The sequence below is a fragment of the Rhodothermales bacterium genome, from assembly GCA_041391505.1.
GTDB lineage: Bacteria > Bacteroidota > Rhodothermia > Rhodothermales > JAHQVL01 > JAWKNW01.
Genome location: JAWKNW010000004.1, coordinates 21,087 through 40,126, shown reverse-complemented (window position 1 = coordinate 40,126; position 19,040 = coordinate 21,087). Strand labels below are relative to the sequence as shown.

Genomic DNA, 19,040 nt, shown 5'->3' with positions numbered 1-19,040 from the left:
AAAATACATATGAATATATATGTATTATCCTGATGTATCGCTTGAAGTGCCGGAAGGGGGATTTGTGGGGATACAAGGCCCACAGTCACCATTTGGCGGTGTTCTTAAGGGGATATTCGCCTCATCGCGCGGCTTTTCCAGAAAAAAAGCGGCGCCGGAAGAAAAAACGTGGGGAAATGTGGGGAAATCGGGGTACCGCCCGGCGCATCACGCACGGCGGGCCTTGCGCTGCCGTTCGTACTGCCGCTGCCGCTCCCGGAAAGCCGCGCGCTGGGATTCGGTCAAGGCATCGGCGCAACGCGGGCAGGACACGCCCTCCTCGAACAGCGGCGACACCCGATCCGCATCGGACACCGGCCGGCCGCATCCCTTGCACGCGTCGTAGTCCCCCGGCGTCAGCCCGTGCCGCACCGACACCCGCTCGTCGAAGACATAACAATCGCCCTTCCACAGGCTCTGCTCGGCCGGAACCGTCTCGAGGTAATGCAGGATGCCGCCTTTGAGATGATAGACTTCGCTGAAGCCCTGCTGCAGCAGGTACGCCGTGGCCTTCTCACACCGAATGCCGCCCGTACAGAACAGCGCGAGCTTGCGGTCGCGCTCCGGATCGAGCTTTTCGTGCACGTATTCGGGGAAGTTGCTGAAGGACGCCGTGCGCGGATCTTCGGCCCGCTCGAACGTGCCGATCTCGATCTCGAAGTCGTTGCGCGTGTCGATCACGCGCACCTCGGGATCCGAGATGAGCGCATTCCATGCTTCGGGATCGACATATTCGCCCACCCCGCGCCGCGGATCGACGCCCGACACCCCGATCGAGATCAGCTCTCGCTTCAGCCGCACCTTGAGCCGTTTGAAGGGAATGGCGGGAGCGGCCGCCTCCCGCGGCGCCAGATCGGTGAGCCGGGGGTCTTGCCGAAGGTGGTCCAGCACCGCGTCGACGCCGGCGCGGGTGCCGGCGATCGTCCCGTTCACGCCTTCCCGGGCGAGCAGCAGCGTGCCCCGCACGCCGGCATCCTCGCACGCCGCCAGGAGCGGCCCCCGCATCGACCGGTATTCGGGCAACTCCACAAACTTGTACAGGGCGGCGACAACGTACGACATGGCAGGAGACAGGGGCGGACGGAACGATCAGACCTTCGCGGCGGCGAGCTTGCTGCTCTTGACACGCCGGCGCGGCCGGGGCGACTCGATCATGTCTTTCTCGCGCGCATAGCCGATGCAGGCCTCCACGAAGGAGGCGAACAGCGGATGCGGCCGGCCGACCGTCGACCGGTATTCCGGGTGGAACTGCACGCCCACGAACCACCGCTTCTCCGGCAGCTCGATGATTTCGACGAGGTCGCGCTCCAGATTCATGCCCGTGAACTGCATGCCCCGCTCGAGCAGCTTGTACCGGAGCACGTTGTTCACTTCATAGCGATGCCGGTGCCGTTCGCGCGTCGCCTCGACGCCGTAAATGGCGCGCGCCCGCGACCCTTCCGAAAGCGCGCAGTCGTACGCCCCGAGACGCATCGTCCCCCCCATGTTCATGATCTTCTTCTGCTCCTCCATGATGTCGATCACGGGGTGCATCGTCTCTTTGTTGAATTCCGTCGAGTGGGCGTCTTCCCATCCGCAGACATTGCGCGCGAACTCGATGACGGCGCACTGCATGCCGAGGCAGATCCCGAGAAACGGCAGGTCGTTCTCGCGAGCATACCGCACGGCTTCGAGTTTGCCCTGGATGCCGCGGTCGCCGAAACCCGGCGCGACGAGCAGGCCGGCCACATCCGACAGGGCTTCGCCGACATTCTTCGCCGTCAGGTCGTCGGACAGGATGTACTTGACCTCGACCTGGACCCCGTTGGCGACGCCGGCGAGGATAAAGCTTTCCGAGATCGACTTGTAGGCGTCCTGGTGCTCGACATATTTGCCCACGAGGGCGATGCGCACCGTGCCGGCGGGATTCTTGAGCCGGCGCAGGAAATCGTTCCAGGCATCCAGGCCGTCGGCCGTATCGGGAGCGCGGTCAGTGCCGACGTGCAGCCGTTCCAGCACGATGCCGGCCACATCCTGCTCCTTGAGGAGGAGCGGCACTTCATAGATCGACTCGGCGTCCAGCGCGGCGATCACGGCGCGGGTTTCGACGTTGCAGAACTGCGCGATCTTGCGGCGCAGGTCGTTATCCAGCGGATGCTCGGCGCGGCAAACCAGCATGTCGGGCTGCAACCCGTGCGAGAGCAGCATCTTGACCGAGTGCTGCGTTGGCTTGGTTTTCAGCTCGCCGGCCGCCTGGAGGTAGGGCACCAGCGTCAGGTGCACGGTGAGGGTGTTTTCGGTGCCGAGCTCGTAGCGCAGCTGCCGGATCGCTTCCAGATACGGCTCGCTCTCGATGTCCCCCACGGTCCCACCGATCTCGGTGATCACGACATCGTAGTCGCCCGTCTCGCCGAGCTTCAGCATCCAGTGCTTGATCTCGTCGATGATGTGCGGCACCACCTGCACCGTCCGGCCCAGATAATGGCCGGCGCGCTCTTTCGTGATGACCTCCAGGTAGATGCGGCCGGTCGTCACGTTGTTCGCCTGGCTCGTGGATCGCCCCAGAAACCGCTCGTAGTGGCCCAGATCCAGGTCGGTCTCCGCCCCGTCGTCCGTGACGTACACTTCGCCGTGTTCGTACGGGTTCATCGTACCCGGATCGACGTTGATGTAGGGATCGAATTTCTGGATCGTCACGCGCAGGCCGCGCGCTTCGAGAAGCCGGCCCAGCGAAGCCGAAAAAATGCCTTTTCCCAGCGAGGAGGTCACCCCACCGGTTACAAAGATGTACTTGGTGTGCACAGCGGGACTGCGTTTGTCGATGAGTAATTTCCGGACGCCGACCGGGGGCGATGCTGCCGGCGGGCACACAAGAGATGCCCGACCAACATACGAAGCGACGAAAAGAAAAACGACAGGGGGTGGGAAATTGGTTTAAGGTTCAAGGTTCGAGGTTTAAGGGAGGGAGGGCCTGGAACCTCGAACTTTGAACCTTGACCCCTTTACCTGGGACTTTGCGTTGCGACGACGATCACGCCGGTGCCGGCGGGATTGGACCGCCGCACGTCGATGGCGTGCAGCACGACGCCGATCGGTAACACGGGGAGGTAATAGAGGGGCAGCACGGCGACGAATAGCCGGCTCAACCCGAGCAGCTTCATCGGGTATTTGATCATCATGCGCCACGCCAGGGAGCCAAAGGCGCCGTAGGTATAAAACCCTTCGACGGGCGTGAGACCGGCATCGGCCAGCTTGCCCTTTAGCTCGTCCATGTTGTAGCCGTCGCGCACATGCTCGCCGATGAAGCTCGAGTCCTCCCCCACGCCGACATCCGACCCACCCAGATCCGACGGCGTATTGATGAGCACATAGCCGCCCGGGGCCAGGACACGCGCAAAATGCCGAAACACGGCGCGGTCCTCCTCGATGTGCTCCATCACGTCGACACACAAGATCAGATCGAACGACCCTTCCGCCTTGAGATCCGTCAGATCCTCATAGGCCGTCTCCACGCGATCCGCGTAGCGGGTTTGATCGATGAAACGGCGCAGATTGGCGAGGTAATCGCGCTTTACATCCACCGCCAGCACGTGGGCTTCGGGGAAGGTGCGCACGATAAAATGGGCATACTGCCCGAACCCGGTGCCGGCGTCGAGCACCCGCAGGGGCTGCCCGCGGCGGGGCGCAAGCAGCCGGCGCAGCGTCCGGTGGACATGCCAGGCGCGCAGGAAAAACAGATCCAGCAGCGCATAAAAGCTGCGCTGAAGGAACGGCCGGCGACAGAAAAAGCGGCCCAGGGAATCCTTGATCGGATCGTAGTCCAAAAAAAGGGTAACGGTTTAGTGTGCAAGGTTCGAGGAGGGCCGCCCGCCATCCGGGATCTCACCGAAGGGACACGCCCGACAGCCGTTCGAGCGCCTCGTAGAGCCGTCCCCAGCCGTATTTTTTCTTCTCTTCCCGGACGCCGGCGGTCAGGCGATCGGCCCAGTCTTCCTGAAAAAAGCGGACGATCGCGGCGCCGAGGGCATCGGGGTCGCCGGGTGGGACGACGAAGCCGGCGCGTTCGTGCGGCACCACTTCCGCCAGCCCACCCACATCCGTGACGATCAACGGGCGCTCGAAGTGGTAGGCGATCTGGGCGACGCCGCTCTGTGTCGCCGTGCGGTAGGGCTGGACGACGACATCCGCCGCCGCAAAATAGTCGGGCACGGCCTCGCCGGGAATATAGCGAACGTCGAATCGAATGTGGGCCTCAAGACGGTGCTGCCGGACAAAATCGACGGCTTCGGTCATGGGATCGTAGCTTTCGCCGGCCACGACCAGCCGCACGGCCGGCAGCCGCTCGGCCACCGCCGGCATGCTCCGCAGCAGGACATCCAGCCCCTTGTACTTCCGGATGAACCCGAAAAACAGCAGCACTTGGTCGTCGGCCCCGAGCCCCAGACGCCGGCGCGCATCGGAGCGGCCGGGCGCCGGCCCGAACAGGTCATACACGGGATGGTCGATCCGCTCCATCGGCTGCCCGACGCCCAGCGCGCGCACGTCCTGCTCGACGGCGTCGGACAGGACGACGAGGCCGTCGCAGGCCGTCAGGAAGTGCCGACTGAGCCAGCTGTCGCCCGGATGGCGTTCGTGCGGGATCACGTTGTGGAGGATCGCGAGGACCGGGATCCGGTGAGCCCGCACCGCACGCGCGATCGACGCAAACGACGCCGCAAAAAACGGCATCCAGTACGCCATGATGACGAGATCGGGCTGCAGCTCCGCCACGAACGACGCCGTGCGGCGCCAGCTGAGCGGATTGAGGGTGTCGATGAGACGGACCGAGGCAAAGGGCGCCTGATCGTCCGGCACGTCCTCGAACTGCGTTTTGCCGGGAAAGAGAAACGACGGGTACTGCCGGCGGAAGGTGACGACGGTCACGTCGTGCCCGGCGGCGGAGAGGTCCCGGTACATTTTCTCCGTGAAATGCGCGATGCCGCCGCGGTAGGGGTGAGCCGGCCCCATCAGTACGATCCGCTTCGCCGGCCCCGGCGGTCCGCCGGCTTCAGCTGACATGATGCAGGCGCGGCTCCATGGCGTCGACGACCTGGTAGGAGGTGGTGTCCTCCATCCTGGGCGCGATAAACATCTCGCCCAGCAGACCGGTCGTAAACATCTGCGCGCCGAGCAGGATGAGCATCACCCCGAGCAGAAGCAGCGGCCGGTCGCCGATGGGGTGATTGAAGAAGATCTTGTCGACCGAGATCCAGAGGCTGATCAGAAAGCCCCCGAGAAAGGCGATGGTGCCTATCGTCCCGAAAAAGTGCATCGGGCGCGCGGCGAAGCGCGTGATGAAGAGCACCGTGATGAGATCGAGAAACCCCCGGATGTAGCGCTCGAGACCGAATTTGGTGCGGCCGTACTTGCGCGCATGGTGATGCACGGGCTTTTCCGTGATCCGGGTATAACCTTCCCACTTGGCAAGCAGCGGGATATACCGGTGCAGCTCGCCGTAGACCCGCACGTTTTTGATCACCTCGCGCCGGTAGGCCTTGAGCCCGCAGTTGAAGTCGTGCAGGTCGAGCCCCGACATCTTGCGGGTGATCATGTTAAAAAACCGGCTCGGTATCGTCTTGTTGAGCGGATCGCGGCGCACCTGCTTCCAGCCGCTGACCAGGTCGTTACCTTCCTGCAGCATCTGGATCATGGCCGGCACCTCGGCGGGGTCATCCTGGAGGTCGGCGTCCATCGTCACCACATACCGCCCCCGCGCGCGCTGAAAACCAACGGCGAGCGCGGCCGATTTGCCGTAGTTCCTGCGGAACCGGATGCCGGCGAAGCGGGCATCCTCCTCATGCAGCGTGCGAATGATCTGCCAGGAATCGTCCTTCGAACCGTCGTCGACGAGCCACACCTCGAACGAATAGCCGGCGTCCTCGCACATGGACCTCACCGCCTCGGCGAGCTCGGGGAGCGACTCCTCCTCCTCGTAAACCGGCACGACAATACTGAGGTCGGGTTGCATGGGATGGCTGCGCCGTTCAAGGGGACAGGTTCAATGTTCAAAGGCATGTACTGCATGAAACCTTGAACCGCGAACCTTGAACCGACTAAACGTCAATGGTGGCGTATTTGGCGTTGCGCTCGATGAACTTGCGGCGGGGTTCTACGGCGTCGCCCATCAGGGTGCTGAAGATACGGTCCACGGCGGCGGCATCCTCGATCGTCACCTGCTGCAGCATCCGGGTATCCGGATTCATCGTGGTGTCCCAGAGCTGCTCCGGGTTCATTTCGCCCAGACCCTTGTAGCGCTGGATGACGACCTTGCTGCGGTTTTCGGGGCCGAACTCCTCGATCAGCTGCTGCAGTTCCGCGTCGTTCCAGCAATACCGTTCGTCCTTGCCGCGCTTCACCTTGTAGAGCGGCGGCATGGCCACGTAGACGAAGCCGGCTTCAAAAAGCGGCCGCATGTGGCGATAGAGCAGCGTAAGCAGCAGGGTGCGGATGTGCGCGCCGTCCACGTCGGCGTCCGTCATCAGGATGATCTTGTGGTAGCGCACCTTGCCGAGGTCGAAGATCTCGTCCGTCGTCGCCAGGCCGGTGCCGAAGGCGGTGACGATGTTGCGGATTTCCTCGTTGTCGAGCACGCGGTCGAGGCGGGCCTTCTCCACGTTCAGGATCTTGCCGCGCAGCGGCAGGATCGCCTGGAAATGCCGATCGCGCGCCTGCTTGGCGGAGCCGCCGGCGGAATCCCCCTCGACGAGATAGATCTCGCATTCCTGGGGATCCTTCGAGGCGCAGTCGGCCAGCTTGCCGGGGAGACCGCCGCCGCCGAAGATGCTTTTGCGCTGCACCAGCTCGCGTGCGCGCCGGGCCGCGGCGCGGGCCTGCGCGGCGAGCACCACCTTGTCGACGATGCGCTTCGCCTCTTTCGGATGGTCCTCGAGCCACTGGGCCAGCTTGTCGTTGATCAGGACCTCGACGGCGCTCTGGACTTCCGAGTTGCCGAGTTTGGTCTTGGTCTGCCCTTCGAACTGAGGTTCAGCCACCTTGACGGAGAGCACGGCCGTGAGGCCTTCGCGAAAGTCGTCGCCCGACAGGTCGGTCTTGACGTTTTTCAACAGGTTGTTGCGCTCGGCGTACACCTTCAGCGTGCGCGTCAGGGCGCGCCGGAAGCCGGAGACGTGCGTCCCGCCTTCATGCGTATTGATGTTGTTCACGAACGACAACACCGTTTCCGCATAGCCGGTGTTGTAGCGCATCGCCAGTTCGACCGGCACTTCCGCCTCTTCGGCCGAAATGTACACGATCTCCTCCATCAGCGGCGTGCGGGACTCGTCGAGATACGCGACGAACTCGGACAGGCCGCCTTCGAAGTGATAGGTCTCCTTGCGCAGATCCACGTCCTCTTCCCGCCGGTCCTCCAGCGAGATGCGGATGGTGCGGTTGAGGTAGGCCAGTTCGCGGAGCCGCTCGTCGAGCGTGTCGAACCGGTACTCGAGTGTCGTGAAGATGCTGCCGTCCGGCCAGAAATGCACGTGCGTGCCGTTCGTCTCGTCGGGCCGCATATCCCGGACCCGCTTCACGGGCGCCAGGGACTTGCCCAGCGCGAACTCCTGCTGCCACACGCTGCCGTCGCGCCGGATCGTGGCGATGAGCGTCGTCGAAAGCGCGTTCACGCAGGATACACCGACGCCGTGCAGACCGCCGGAGACCTTGTAGGTGTCCTTGTCGAACTTGCCGCCGGCATGGAGCGTGGTCATCACGACTTCCAGCGCCGAGACGCCTTCGGTGGGATGGAGATCTACCGGAATGCCGCGCCCGTTGTCCTCGACGGAGACGGACCCATCCTCGTGGATGATGACCTCCACATTGTCGCAGTAGCCGGCCAGCGCCTCGTCGATCGAGTTGTCGACGACTTCATACACCAGATGGTGGAGCCCGCGCACGCCCACATCCCCGATGTACATCGCCGGCCGTTTGCGAACGGCCTCGAGCCCTTCAAGGACCTGGATGTTTGACGCGCCGTACGCTTTTTTGTCGGTGCTGGAAGCCTCGCTCATACGCAATGTAACCTGGATCCTGGATGTTGCGATGGATGCAACGCACAGGGCACGGGAGGGTTCTGCGCGGGGTTCGAGGATTGAGGTTCAAGGTTCGAAGTTCAAGGTTCAAGGGGCGAATCCCTTAAACCTTAAACCTTGAACCTCGAACCCTTCAGACGTTACGCCGGCCCCCGCGAATGTGTCTAGTAGGCAAAAACCCACCAGCCCGCCTACGCTGATGAAACGAACCGTCACCCTCCGCCCCGGCGCGCGCGGTACGAAGCAGCTGCACGCGCAATTCGGCAACGAACTCATGTACGTCCGCTACCGGTACGACCCGGGCATCCAGAAGCGGTACAAAACCATCGAGCTGATCATCGACGAGCAGTACTGGCTGCCCCGGGAGATCCGGGACATGCCGGTTTGGGTTCAGCTCGCCTTCCACGAGCGCGACCTGCGGCTGCGCATCGTCCGCTCCGGCGGCCGGTGGGACCCGGCCCATCAGCGCTGGGAGCTGCGTTTCGAGGACGCGGAGCGGCTGGGGCTGACCGAGCGGATCGCGCAGCGGGACGAGGTTGGCGCCTGAGCCGGCAATGCGTATCATGCGCGCACACCCACCCGTCGCCACACGCCGCCGCGCCCAGCGCGCGCCGCCCGTTCACCCCATGAAACGTCGCGTAAAAGCCTGGCTGCACCGCCACGGCCGGCTCAAACCGGCCGAAGAGCTGTACTTCAACCTGAAAACCCTGACTCCGGGCATCCTGTACCGCGAGCTGCGCTACAGGGCATGGGATGCGCCGGACGGGTTTCCCGTGCCGCCGGCCGCCTTCATCAAGGATGTCATCGCCTGCCGCTGGAATGCCGTCTTTTACGATTCGGGAAAACGGATCGTCGACGACATGGCCGACCTGCTGGGCCGGCACGGGCTGTCGTTTGCCTCCTTCACGTCGGTGCTGGATTTCGGCTGCGGATGCGGCCGGCTCATCCGCCACCTCGATCGCCGCACGGAAGCCGACCTGCACGGCTCGGACTACAACCCGGCCCTCATCCAGTGGTGCCAGAAAAACCTCCCGATCGCCTCGTTCGCCGTCAACCGGCTCGAGCCGCCGCTCCCCTACTCGGACGACACCTTCGACTTCGTTTACGCCCGTTCCGTGCTCACCCACCTGCCCGAATCCCTGATCGATGCCTGGATGGCCGAGATGCGACGCGTCATCCGGCCCGGCGGCCTGTTCCTCTTCACCATGCACGGCCGGCCCCTCAGCCACGGACTCTCCCCGGATGAGCGCGCGGCGTTCGAGCGAAACGAACTCGTCGTTACCTATACGGCCGCCGCCGGCGAAAACCTGTGCTCTACCTACGCGACGAAGTCCTACGTGGACGATCGGCTGATGGAGGGATTCGAGCGCGTCGACTTCGTGGAAGGCCGACCCGTCGAGCACCTCCGGCAAGACATCCATCTGGTGCGCAGGGTGGATGAAGGGCTTAACGTTTGAGGCTTAAGGTTTTAGGGCTGTCGTTGAAATTCAGGGGCGTATGGCGAGCACCGCGATGACCGGCAGGCGTCTGCCAGGATGCCGGCGCCCTTCCTCCTACCCGGTGCATCGCGCCCGGAACCGCCAGGAACCGAGTTCCGGCAGACGATTAGCACTACGATGCTCCAGCATCCCGTTTTTCCTATGAAGGCCACCGGAATCCTTTTCGCCCTGCTCGTCGCGCTGACGGCGCCGGCCTACAGCCAGCCGGCGGACAGCCTCGGCCTCTGGCGCATCCAGCGCGGGGTCCAGGCACAAAAAGGCGTCACGTCGATCACGGCGACGCTGGAGGCACGCGAGGCCCAGCGGTTCCTGGGCGTCCGCTGCGAAAATCAGCGCACCTACGCGTTCATCGCATGGAACGACCGGGTGGGCGCCTCCCCGCGCGTCGGCTATCAGATTGGCGACGAGGCGCCGCTCGAGAAGGTCTGGAACACCTCCTCGGAAGGCACGGCGTCCTTTGTGCCGGGACGCACCATCGAATTTCTAAACCGGATCGCCCGGCACGATTCCCTGCGTGCGCAGGCGACCCTCGAAGACGGGACGCCGATCACGGCCGTATTCGACCTGAACGGCATCGACTACGCGCTTCAACCTATCCGGGAAGCCTGCCGCTGGTAACGCCGGCATCGGGCGCGCCCGCCTCGTTTCCAATGGATCTATCCGCCTATGCGCCGTATGGCATCGACCGGATGCCGGCCGGCCACATCGATCCCGAACGCCTCGCCGGAGCACGTCTGGCCCGGGTGCTGGCGGTCAACCGAACCAACTACCTCGTCCGGACCGATACCGCCGACATCACCGCCGAAATTACGGGCAAGATGATGGCCGCTGCCGCGTCGCCGCTCGACTACCCGACCGCCGGCGACTGGGTCTACCTCCAGCTGTTCGACGACGACTCGCTCGGTATCATCCACGGGATCGTGCCGCGCAAATCGCTGCTGAAACGGAAGGCCGCCGGCAAAATCGTCGAGATCCAGCCGATCGGCGCCAACATCGACCACGCCTTCGTGGTGCAGTCGCTGGAAGGCGACTTCAACGTGCGCCGGCTCGAACGCTACGCCGCGATGATCTACGAAGCCGGGATCGGCATGACGCTGCTCCTCAGCAAGGCCGATCTCGCGACGCCGGCCGAGATCGCGGCCTGCGTCGACCGCATCCACGGCGCGATGCCCGGCCTGGAGGTGATCGCCTTCAGCAACACGACGGGCGAGGGCATCGAAGCCATCGAATCGCGGCTGGAGCCCGCCGGCACGTACAGCCTCATCGGTTCATCGGGGGTGGGCAAGACGTCGTTGCTGAATCGCCTGCTGGGGGAATCGCGCTTCGACACCCGGGCCGTGCGGGATGCGGACAAACGGGGCCGGCACACCACCACGCGCCGGCACCTGATCGTCCTGCGCAACGGCGCGCTGCTGCTCGACACGCCGGGCATGCGCGAACTGGGCACCATCGGGATGGAAGCCGGCATCGACGAAGCGTTCGATGAAATCGCCTCGCTCGCGGCCGACTGCAAGTTCAGCGACTGCAGCCATACCTCGGAAGCCGGCTGCGCCGTGCGCGCCGCCCTGGAAGCCGGACGGATCGAGGAAGATCGGTATGCCCACTACCTCAAACTCCAGCGTGAGTCCGCGTTTCATGAAATGACCTACGTGGAAAAACGCCGGAAGGACAAGAACCAGGGCAAGCTGTACAAGCGCATCATCAAAGGGAAAGAGCACCGCCGATCGGGACACTAGACGCCAACGGGATGCGGGGATGCTGGATGCGGGGATGCTGGATGCGGGGATGCTGGATGCGGGGATGCTGGATGCGGGGATGCTGGATGCGGGGATGCTGGATGCGGGGATGCTGGATGCGGGGATGCGGGATCCCCGATCGACGATACGGTTTTTCGGGAAACATACTGCATCCTGCATCTTGCATCCCTCCATCGCTTCGCTATCTTTTTACCGTCGCGCGTAACGTCACACAGCAGGATCACCTCATCACCATTCGCTCGGCTCCCATGTTTGCTCGCAACAGTTGCCTCCTCGCCGGCTTGCTCCTCACCGCCGCCACCTACGGCCAGACCCCGTGCGCCCGGCTGGCGGATATCCGGCTCCCGGATGTCCGCATCGACGACGCCCTCGTCGTCCCCGCCCCGGCCCCGCCTGCCGATATCACCGTCGCCCACTGCAAGGTGAGCGGCGCCATCGGCGGCACCATCGGCTTCGAGGTATTGCTGCCGGACGAATGGAACGGCCGCTTCTTCATGGGCGGCGGCGGCGGCTTCGTCGGCGAAATCGCCAACGCAGCCCGGACCGCCGTGAACCGCGGCTTCGCGTCGGCCGGCACGGATACCGGGCATCAGGGCAACGGGCTCGAAGCCGGCTGGGCGCTGAACGACCCGCTGGCCCAGCTCAACTTCGGCCATCTCGCCATACACCGGACGGCCGAGGTGGCCAAGCACATCATCCACGCCCGCTACGGCGACGCCCCGGCCTATTCCTATTTCTTTGGGTGCTCCCGGGGCGGCGGCCAGGCGCTGATGGAGGCGCAACGGTATCCCGCCGACTTCGACGGCATCGTCGCCGCCGCGCCGGCGTTGGACTGGCCGGGTTTCGCCGCCGAGTTCGTCCAGAACATCCAGCTCAATTTCCCCGACCCCGGGCACCTCGCCGAACCGGTCGTCACCCGCGATAACCTCATCCTGCTCGAACGATCGGTGCTGGACGCATGCGATGCGCTGGACGGGGTGAAAGACGGCGTGATGGAGGATCCGCGCGCCTGCCCATTCGACGTGCACACCATACCGGCCTGCGCCGCCGGCCAACCCGGGCCCGAGTGCCTGACCGCGCTGCAGCGTGCGGCCATCGAGCGGGTCTACGCGCCCGTCGTGACCGACGCCGGCGAAGTCCACCCCGGGCAGCCGTTCGGCGGCGAGGGCGATCTCGTCAGTGGCTGGCTGCCCTGGATCACCGGCGTCCTCGACCCCGTGTTCGCCGCATCCCAACAGCGGTTTCCGAGCCTGCAGTTTGCCTTCGGCACCGAACTGTTCAAGTACTTCGTCTACGGCGACCCCGACTGGGACTATGCGCGATACGACCTCAACCGCGTGCCGGCCGACACCCGCCACGTGGCTACGCTCCTGAACGCCACGAATCCGGATCTGAGCGCCTTCGAGGCGGACCGCGGCAAGCTGCTTCTCTGGCACGGCTGGTCGGACCCCGCCCTGTCCGCGTACCGATCCATCGACTACTACGAGGAGGCGGAGGCGCTGGATGCCGGCCTGCGCGACTACTTTCGCATGTTCCTGCTGCCCGGTGTGACGCACTGCGGCGGCGGCAGCGGTCCCGACACCGTCGACTGGTACACGCCCATCGTCGAGTGGGTCGAGCGCGGCCAGGCGCCGGAACGCCTGACGGCAGAAAAGCGCGACGCCGACGGGAAAACCACGCGGAGCCGGCCGCTCTGTCCGTACCCCCAGAAAGCCGTTTACCTCGGCCGGGGCGATACCGACGAGGCCGCGAGCTTTGTCTGCCAGTGACGGGTTGAACAGATGCGCGATCGCCACACCGCCTGACTTCCATGCCGCGTTGCGTCTTCCTCAGTATGGACAGCCTGGACGGCTACGTCAACGACGACGCCCTGGCGATCCCGGCGCTTGCGGCGGCCGGCTGGTCGGTGGACACTCTATCCTGGCGGGCGCCGGATGTTGACTGGGGCACGTACGACGCCGTCGTGATCCGTTCCACCTGGGACTACATGGAACACCCGGACGCCTTCCGGGCGGCGCTCGCCCGGATCGTGGCGTCGGGGACCCGGCTGCTCAACCCGCTTCCCATCGTCGACTGGAATCTCTCCAAACGGTATCTGGCCGATCTCGAAGGCCAGGGCGTCGCCATCGTGCCGAGTTGCTGGGGTCGCCGGCTGGACGAACCGGCGCTCCACGGGTTGTTCGAGCACTTCGACACGGACGAGCTGGTCCTCAAACCCCTCGTGAGCGCCAACGCAAAGGACACCTTCCGTCTGCGCCGCGGCGCGCGGCCGGCCATCGAGGCCGCCGTCGCGCGTTTCGCATCCGACGACTACCTCGCCCAGCCCTTCCTGCCGGCCGTCGTCGACGAGGGAGAATATTCACTCTTCTATTTCGATGGCGCGCTCAGCCACGCCATCCTGAAAACGCCGGCGCCGGCCGACTTCCGGGTCCAGGAAGAACATGGCGGACACATCGTCCCCATCCACCCCCCGCCCCATCTCGTGGCACAGGCCGGGCGCATCCTCGACACCATCGAAAGCCGGCTGCTTTACGCCCGGATCGACCTCGTCCGAACATCCGAAAACGACGCGGCGTTGATGGAACTGGAGTTGATCGAACCGTCTCTGTATTTCCGGATGGACAAGGACGCTCCGCTGCGTTTTTCGCGGGCGCTGCACCGCATGATGGAAGCCTGAGACGCTGCCCACTTCGCCTCGCCCTTCCCATCCCGCGCCCGCCGACACTCACTCGTACAGGTTATCCCTTCTCCATGGCAACCGACATAGCCAGCGCGGCCGACGAAAACCTGCTGGTACACTTTTCCTGGGCTCAGGAGCGCACCCCCGGCATGCGCGTCGCGCGCGCCGAGGACGTCACGCTGGTCGACAGCGGGCTCCCCTGCGACACCTTCAACGCCGCCATCCGGACGCGCCTGGACGAGGAAGCCGCCTCGACCCGCATCGCGGAGGTCCTCGGGTGGTACGAACGCGCAAAGCGTCCGTTTTCCTGGTGGGTGGGCCCGGCCGACCGGCCGGCGGGGCTGGGCGAGCGGCTGCTGGAAGCCGGCCTCGAAATCGCCCAGACCGACCCGGCGATGGTCGCCGACCTGGCGCACCTGAAATCCGCCGACCTCGCGCCGGGCGGGCTCAGCATCCGCCGGATCACCGACACGCAGGACCTGTTCGCCTTCGCCCGCATCAACGCCGCCAACTGGGATCCCCCCGACCGGTTCGTGATCCGCTACTACACCATCGCCGCCAGGGCGCTGCTGGAGCCGGATTCGCCCATCTGGCTGTACATCGGCTACATCGACGGCGTGCCGGTGGCGACCTCCGAACTGACCGTCGGCGGCGGCGTCGCGGGGCTGTACAACGTGTCGACCGACGCGGCGTACCGGCGGCGCGGCATCGGCTCGGCGCTGACGCTGAAGCCGCTGCTCGACGCCCGCGACGCCGGCATCAGGACGGCGATCCTCCAGGCAGAGCCTGACGGCGTGAGCGTCTACAGCAGACTGGGGTTCGAGGTGTTCGGCGAGGTCTCCGAATACAAGCCGCCGGCGCCGCCGCCACCCGAGCAGCCGGTCTACTGACGGCGGGTGGATGCCGCGCGCGCCTGGTACAGCCGCTCGATGCGATCGCGCGTCGCGCGGGTGTCGAGATCCGCTTCCCCGAGGCGTTCCACGAGCACGGGGAGACTCGCCTGCAGCAACTGTTCGGCCTCCTCGAACTGCCCGATGTCGATCAGGCAGCCGGCCAGCGCGCTGCGCGCCTGGGCCACGCGCCAGTGCGACGCATCGTGCAATGCGAGCCGCATCGCGAGTGCCCTGCGATACAGATCGACCCCCTCCGCGCCTTTGCCCGTGAGGCAGCGCAGGGTGGCCCGCCCCTGGAGCGCGCGCACGATGTAGGCGTGGGTTTCGCCGAACAGCGACCGCGAAATCTGCTCGGACGCAACGAAGAGCGATTCCGCCCGGGGATACTGGCGCGTGTCGACATACACCCACGCGAGCTGCTGCATGGTGTTGACGACGCGGATGTGCGTATCGCCCAGGAGCCGGCGTTCGGTGGCGAGCGCCTCCACCAGCAGCGTCTCCGCCTCGGCGTGTTTTTTCTCCTGACCGAGGATGCTCGCCAGCGTAAACTTGCTCACGGCGGTCTCGTTGTGCTCGTCGCCGACGGTCGCCTGCCAGATCGCGAGGCTCTCCCGCCCGTAGCGTTCCGCCGCTTCGAGGTTGCCGCTGTCGCGGCTGAGCTGCGCGAGATCGTTGAGGGCGACGGCCGTTTCGACATGCTGGTCGCCATACAGGGAGCGGGCGATGGCGAGCGCTTCCAGATAAAGCCGCTCGGCGGCCGGGTAATCCATCTGAAAGCGGTGCACCATGCGGCCCAGATCCTGGAGGTACCCGAGCGTGGCCGGATGTTTTTCGCCCGTCGTCCGCCGGCTGTAGTCTACCGCCTCCCGGAAGAGCGCCTCCGCCGTCGCGAAGTCGCCCTTGCGGTGCAGCATGGTCGCGTAGGCATCCATCGTCTCGCGCACCGCCGGGTGCGCGGCGTCGAGGTGCCGCTGCTGGACGTCGAGCGACAGCCTGAACAGCGGCTCGGCGGCATCGTACCGGCCCAGACTGCTCATCAGGTCGGCCAACTGAAACCGGGTGGCGGCCAGGTCGAGATCCTCCGGATCCAGCGTGGCCTCACGGATGGCGAGGGCCTCCCGCAGCAGCGTATCGGCCTCGGCATACGCCGACGCCTCCCCCCGGATGGTGGCGAGCTGATACAGGCTTCGCGCGAGATCGGGATGCGGCTCGGGATGAAGGCGGCGCTCGATGGCGACGGCCTCCTCCACCAGCGGCGCGGCGGCGGCGAGCAGCCCCAGGTTGCTGTAGACCTGCCCGACTTCCCCGAGCATCGTCGCCTGCAGCTCCGGCTGGTCGCGGAGGTCTTCCCGGATTCGCTCCACCCCTTCGTCGAGCAGCCGGCGGGCCGTGATCGTGTCGCCCAGCGCCTCACCAGGGTCGGGGAGGCGGAAGATGCGCTGCATCATCGCCACGACCTGCTCCGTCTTGTCCCGCTCGGCAAGCACCTTGTCCCGCTCGGCAAGCACGCGTCGCGACTGCCAGTACATCCCGAGCCCGCCGGCGATCACCGAGCACAAAAACAGCGTCATGGCCGCCACGCCGAGCCGGTGCCGGCGCACGAACTTCACCGCCCGATACGACAGGGTCGCGGGCCGGGCTTCGACCGGTTTCCCCTTGAGATAACGCCGGAGGTCGGCCGCCAGCGCGCCGGCCGTTCCGTACCGGCGTTCCGGCTCTTTCTCGAGCGCCTTCATCACGATGGTGTCCAGGTCGCCACTCAACGCGCGCCGGAGGGCCTTGACCCCGGCGTCCTGGGCGCGCGCGGGGCCATCCTTCGTCACGGCCGTGCTGGGCCGGGGCGGATCGGTGGCGCACACGATTCGCTCGACCTCACTGGGTGAGGCGGGCGCCTGGATGGCGTACGGACGCCGGCGCGCCAGCAATTCGTACAGGATGACGCCGAGCGAGTAGATATCGGTGGCCGTGCCGACGGCCTCGCCGCGCACCTGTTCCGGACTCGCGTATTCCGGAGTCATCACCCGCCCCAGCCAGCGGGTTGACGCTTCCGGGCCCGACTGGCCCTCGGCATCGAACGCCTTGGCGATGCCGAAGTCGAGCAGCTTCACCGATCCGTCCGCCGTCACATAGACGTTCGATGGCTTGAGATCCCGATGCACGATCAGCTTCTGGTGCGCGTGCTGCACGGCATCGGCTACGGCCGCGAAGAGGGCGACGCGCTTGCGGACCGAAAGGCCCCGCGACGCGCAATAGGCGTCGATCGGTTCGCCCTCGACGTATTCCATCGCGTAATACGGCGTCCCGTCCTCCGTGAACCCGCCGTCGAGCAGCCGGGCGATATTCGGATGTTCGAGCCGCGCCAGGATGCGCCGTTCGTTGAGGAAGCGTTCGCGGAGCGACCCCGTCCCGAGTCCGGACCGGACCAGCTTGAGGGCTACGCGCTGTTCGAACTGCCCGTCCGCGCGTTCGCCGAGATAGACGACGCCCATCCCGCCCTCCCCGAGTTTCCGGAGGACGCGGTAGTTACCGATCCGCCGGCCTTCGTAGGCATCCCGCTGCAGGGTGGAGCGCAGCGGCTCGACGAGCATGTTCGACAGTTCGTCGAGCATTCCCTCCCCCTCGGCGTGCCGGAGCAGCGACGCCACCTCGTCCCGGGCCTCGCCGTCCGTGATGGACGCCAGGAAGGCGTCGCGCGCGCCGGCTTCGAGGCCGGCGGCTTCTTCGAACAGCGCCTGGATATGTTGCCATCGGTCGGGCGTCATGCCGGGAGTGGAGTTACGATTCCATTTGAAGCTCCCGGTTCAGCCAGGCGCGGGCGATGGTCCATTCGCGCTTGACGGTGGCCGGCGACACCTTCAGCACCGTCGCGGTCTCCTCGATGTTCAACCCCCCGAAAAAGCGATAGGTAACCACCTGGTGCTGACGCACGCTCATCGCCTCGAGCCGGGTGAGTGCTTCGTCCAGGGCCAGGAGGGCATCGGCGCGCTGATCGGACATAACGAGCCCCTCGTCGAGGGGCAGTTTTTCCTGCGCGCCCCCTCGTTTCTGCGCCTTGCGTTTCAGGGCGTAGTTGACGAGGATGTTGCGCATGGCCTGCGCGGCGATGGCGAAGAAGTGCGCGCGGTTTTGCCACTGGATCCGGTCGAGCTGGACGAGCTTCAGGAACGCCTCGTGGACGAGATCCGTGGTGCTGAACGTGTGGTCGGCGCGTTCGCGATCGAGCTGGCGATGGGCCAGCCGGCGCAATTCGTCGTACACGACCGGCAGGAGACGGTCCATGGCTGCCGATTCGCCCTCGGACAACTCGATCAGCAATTGCGTTACGGTCTCGTTCACAGCCATACGATGTGGGTCGTTTGCAGATCGGATCTGGCCGGCGTTCGTTTCCGACGCGCGCATCGCGCCGGCGCCCTCTCCGTTGAACCGCACCTTCGACGTCAGGTGCCATCGAGGCGCGGCGTGGACGGGGGCCTGTTCGGATGTTCGTTCCATGGTCATGCAGAAAGTAAGGTATGTCGCTTCTCCTTTAATTCTATTCAATCTCTCATGCCCCGCGCGTGCATCCATGGTTCCGCCGTGCTACATTTCCCGAAGTATTATGCAGTAGGCATAGTGAAGTGTCATCACTTTCCCGGTTACGCATATGAAATTGCTCGGCAAGATCCTGAAATTCGGCATACCGGCCGTGCTTATACTCATCCAGTTTTTCCCGGTCGAGCGTACCAATCCGCCGGTCACGCGCGAGGTTCGCTGGGATTCTCCTGAAACGCGCGAACTCGCCGTGCGCGCCTGCTTCGATTGCCACAGCAACGAATCGGTCTGGCCGTGGTACGCGTATGTCGCGCCCGTCTCCTGGCGCATCTCCGAACACGTGGTCGATGGACGGCGCCACCTGAACTTCTCCACCTGGGATCAGCCCAACGAAGACTTCGAGGAAGTGGAGGAGCAGATCAAGGAGGAAGAGATGCCGCTCTGGGACTACCTCATCATGCATTCGGAGGCCAAGTTGTCTCCGCAGGAAACGCAGGCGCTCCTTAACGGATTAAAGGCCACGTTCGAGCAGGATCCCCCGATCGAACGCCCGCGTCGCCGGCCTCCCGGAGCATCCGAGGAGCACTGAAGCCGGC

16 protein-coding genes are annotated in these 19,040 nt (G+C 65.2%); 8 read left to right on the top strand and 8 right to left on the bottom strand.

Annotation, left to right across the window (positions count from 1 at the left end; all coding sequences use genetic code 11):
- Window positions 1-207: 207 nt before the first annotated feature.
- From R2834_05515 to gyrB, 6 genes are all read right to left on the bottom strand, one after another.
- Entirely contained in the window at window positions 208-1,101 is an 894-nt protein-coding gene (locus R2834_05515) for a rhodanese-related sulfurtransferase (protein ID MEZ4699766.1), read from the bottom strand.
- Between the two features lie 27 nt (window positions 1,102-1,128).
- Entirely contained in the window at window positions 1,129-2,820 is a 1,692-nt protein-coding gene (locus R2834_05510; protein MEZ4699765.1) for a CTP synthase, read from the bottom strand.
- 200 nt (window positions 2,821-3,020) lie between these two features.
- Window positions 3,021-3,842 (bottom strand): class I SAM-dependent methyltransferase, encoded by an 822-nt coding sequence (locus R2834_05505; protein ID MEZ4699764.1) that lies wholly within the window; start codon window positions 3,840-3,842, stop codon window positions 3,021-3,023.
- Between the two features lie 58 nt (window positions 3,843-3,900).
- Window positions 3,901-5,076: a glycosyltransferase gene (locus R2834_05500; GenBank protein MEZ4699763.1), complete on the bottom strand. Its 1,176-nt coding sequence runs from the start codon at window positions 5,074-5,076 to the stop codon at window positions 3,901-3,903.
- Window positions 5,066-6,025 (bottom strand): glycosyltransferase family 2 protein, encoded by a 960-nt coding sequence (locus tag R2834_05495; GenBank protein ID MEZ4699762.1) that lies wholly within the window; start codon window positions 6,023-6,025, stop codon window positions 5,066-5,068. The genes R2834_05500 and R2834_05495 overlap by 11 nt, the downstream gene beginning before the upstream one ends.
- An 85-nt stretch (window positions 6,026-6,110) precedes the next feature.
- Window positions 6,111-8,063: a DNA topoisomerase (ATP-hydrolyzing) subunit B gene (gyrB, locus tag R2834_05490; protein MEZ4699761.1), complete on the bottom strand. Its 1,953-nt coding sequence runs from the start codon at window positions 8,061-8,063 to the stop codon at window positions 6,111-6,113.
- A 220-nt stretch (window positions 8,064-8,283) separates the two neighbouring features.
- Here gyrB and R2834_05485 point away from each other — a divergent pair, with 220 nt between their 5' ends.
- The 7 genes from R2834_05485 (at window position 8,284) to R2834_05455 (ending at window position 14,910) form a co-directional block, all read left to right on the top strand.
- Window positions 8,284-8,631 carry a hypothetical protein gene (locus tag R2834_05485; protein ID MEZ4699760.1) on the top strand — a complete coding sequence of 116 codons (348 nt, stop codon included), beginning with the start codon at window positions 8,284-8,286 and terminating at the stop codon, window positions 8,629-8,631.
- Window positions 8,632-8,710: 79 nt separating this feature from the next.
- On the top strand, window positions 8,711-9,541 hold the full coding sequence (locus tag R2834_05480) for a class I SAM-dependent methyltransferase (protein MEZ4699759.1): 831 nt from the start codon (window positions 8,711-8,713) through the stop codon (window positions 9,539-9,541).
- A gap of 183 nt (window positions 9,542-9,724) precedes the next feature.
- Window positions 9,725-10,201: a type VI secretion system-associated protein TagO gene (locus tag R2834_05475; protein MEZ4699758.1), complete on the top strand. Its 477-nt coding sequence runs from the start codon at window positions 9,725-9,727 to the stop codon at window positions 10,199-10,201.
- Between the two features lie 32 nt (window positions 10,202-10,233).
- Entirely contained in the window at window positions 10,234-11,319 is a 1,086-nt protein-coding gene (rsgA, locus tag R2834_05470) for a ribosome small subunit-dependent GTPase A (protein MEZ4699757.1), read from the top strand.
- Between the two features lie 269 nt (window positions 11,320-11,588).
- On the top strand, window positions 11,589-13,109 hold the full coding sequence (locus tag R2834_05465; protein MEZ4699756.1) for a tannase/feruloyl esterase family alpha/beta hydrolase: 1,521 nt from the start codon (window positions 11,589-11,591) through the stop codon (window positions 13,107-13,109).
- A 41-nt stretch (window positions 13,110-13,150) separates the two neighbouring features.
- Window positions 13,151-14,017: a hypothetical protein gene (locus R2834_05460; GenBank protein MEZ4699755.1), complete on the top strand. Its 867-nt coding sequence runs from the start codon at window positions 13,151-13,153 to the stop codon at window positions 14,015-14,017.
- A 74-nt stretch (window positions 14,018-14,091) separates the two neighbouring features.
- Window positions 14,092-14,910, top strand: a complete 819-nt coding sequence (locus R2834_05455; GenBank protein ID MEZ4699754.1) for a GNAT family N-acetyltransferase — start codon at window positions 14,092-14,094, stop codon at window positions 14,908-14,910.
- Here R2834_05455 and R2834_05450 read toward each other — a convergent pair.
- Both R2834_05450 and R2834_05445 read right to left on the bottom strand, forming a co-directional pair.
- Entirely contained in the window at window positions 14,904-17,675 is a 2,772-nt protein-coding gene (locus R2834_05450) for a serine/threonine-protein kinase (protein ID MEZ4699753.1), read from the bottom strand. The two genes, R2834_05455 and R2834_05450, sit on opposite strands and share 7 nt — an antisense overlap.
- 13 nt (window positions 17,676-17,688) lie before the next feature.
- Window positions 17,689-18,405, bottom strand: a complete 717-nt coding sequence (locus R2834_05445) for an ECF-type sigma factor (GenBank protein MEZ4699752.1) — start codon at window positions 18,403-18,405, stop codon at window positions 17,689-17,691.
- 151 nt (window positions 18,406-18,556) lie between these two features.
- Between R2834_05445 and R2834_05440 the strand changes: the two genes are divergently transcribed.
- Window positions 18,557-19,033: a heme-binding domain-containing protein gene (locus R2834_05440; GenBank protein ID MEZ4699751.1), complete on the top strand. Its 477-nt coding sequence runs from the start codon at window positions 18,557-18,559 to the stop codon at window positions 19,031-19,033.
- The last annotated feature ends 7 nt before the right edge of the window (window positions 19,034-19,040 follow it).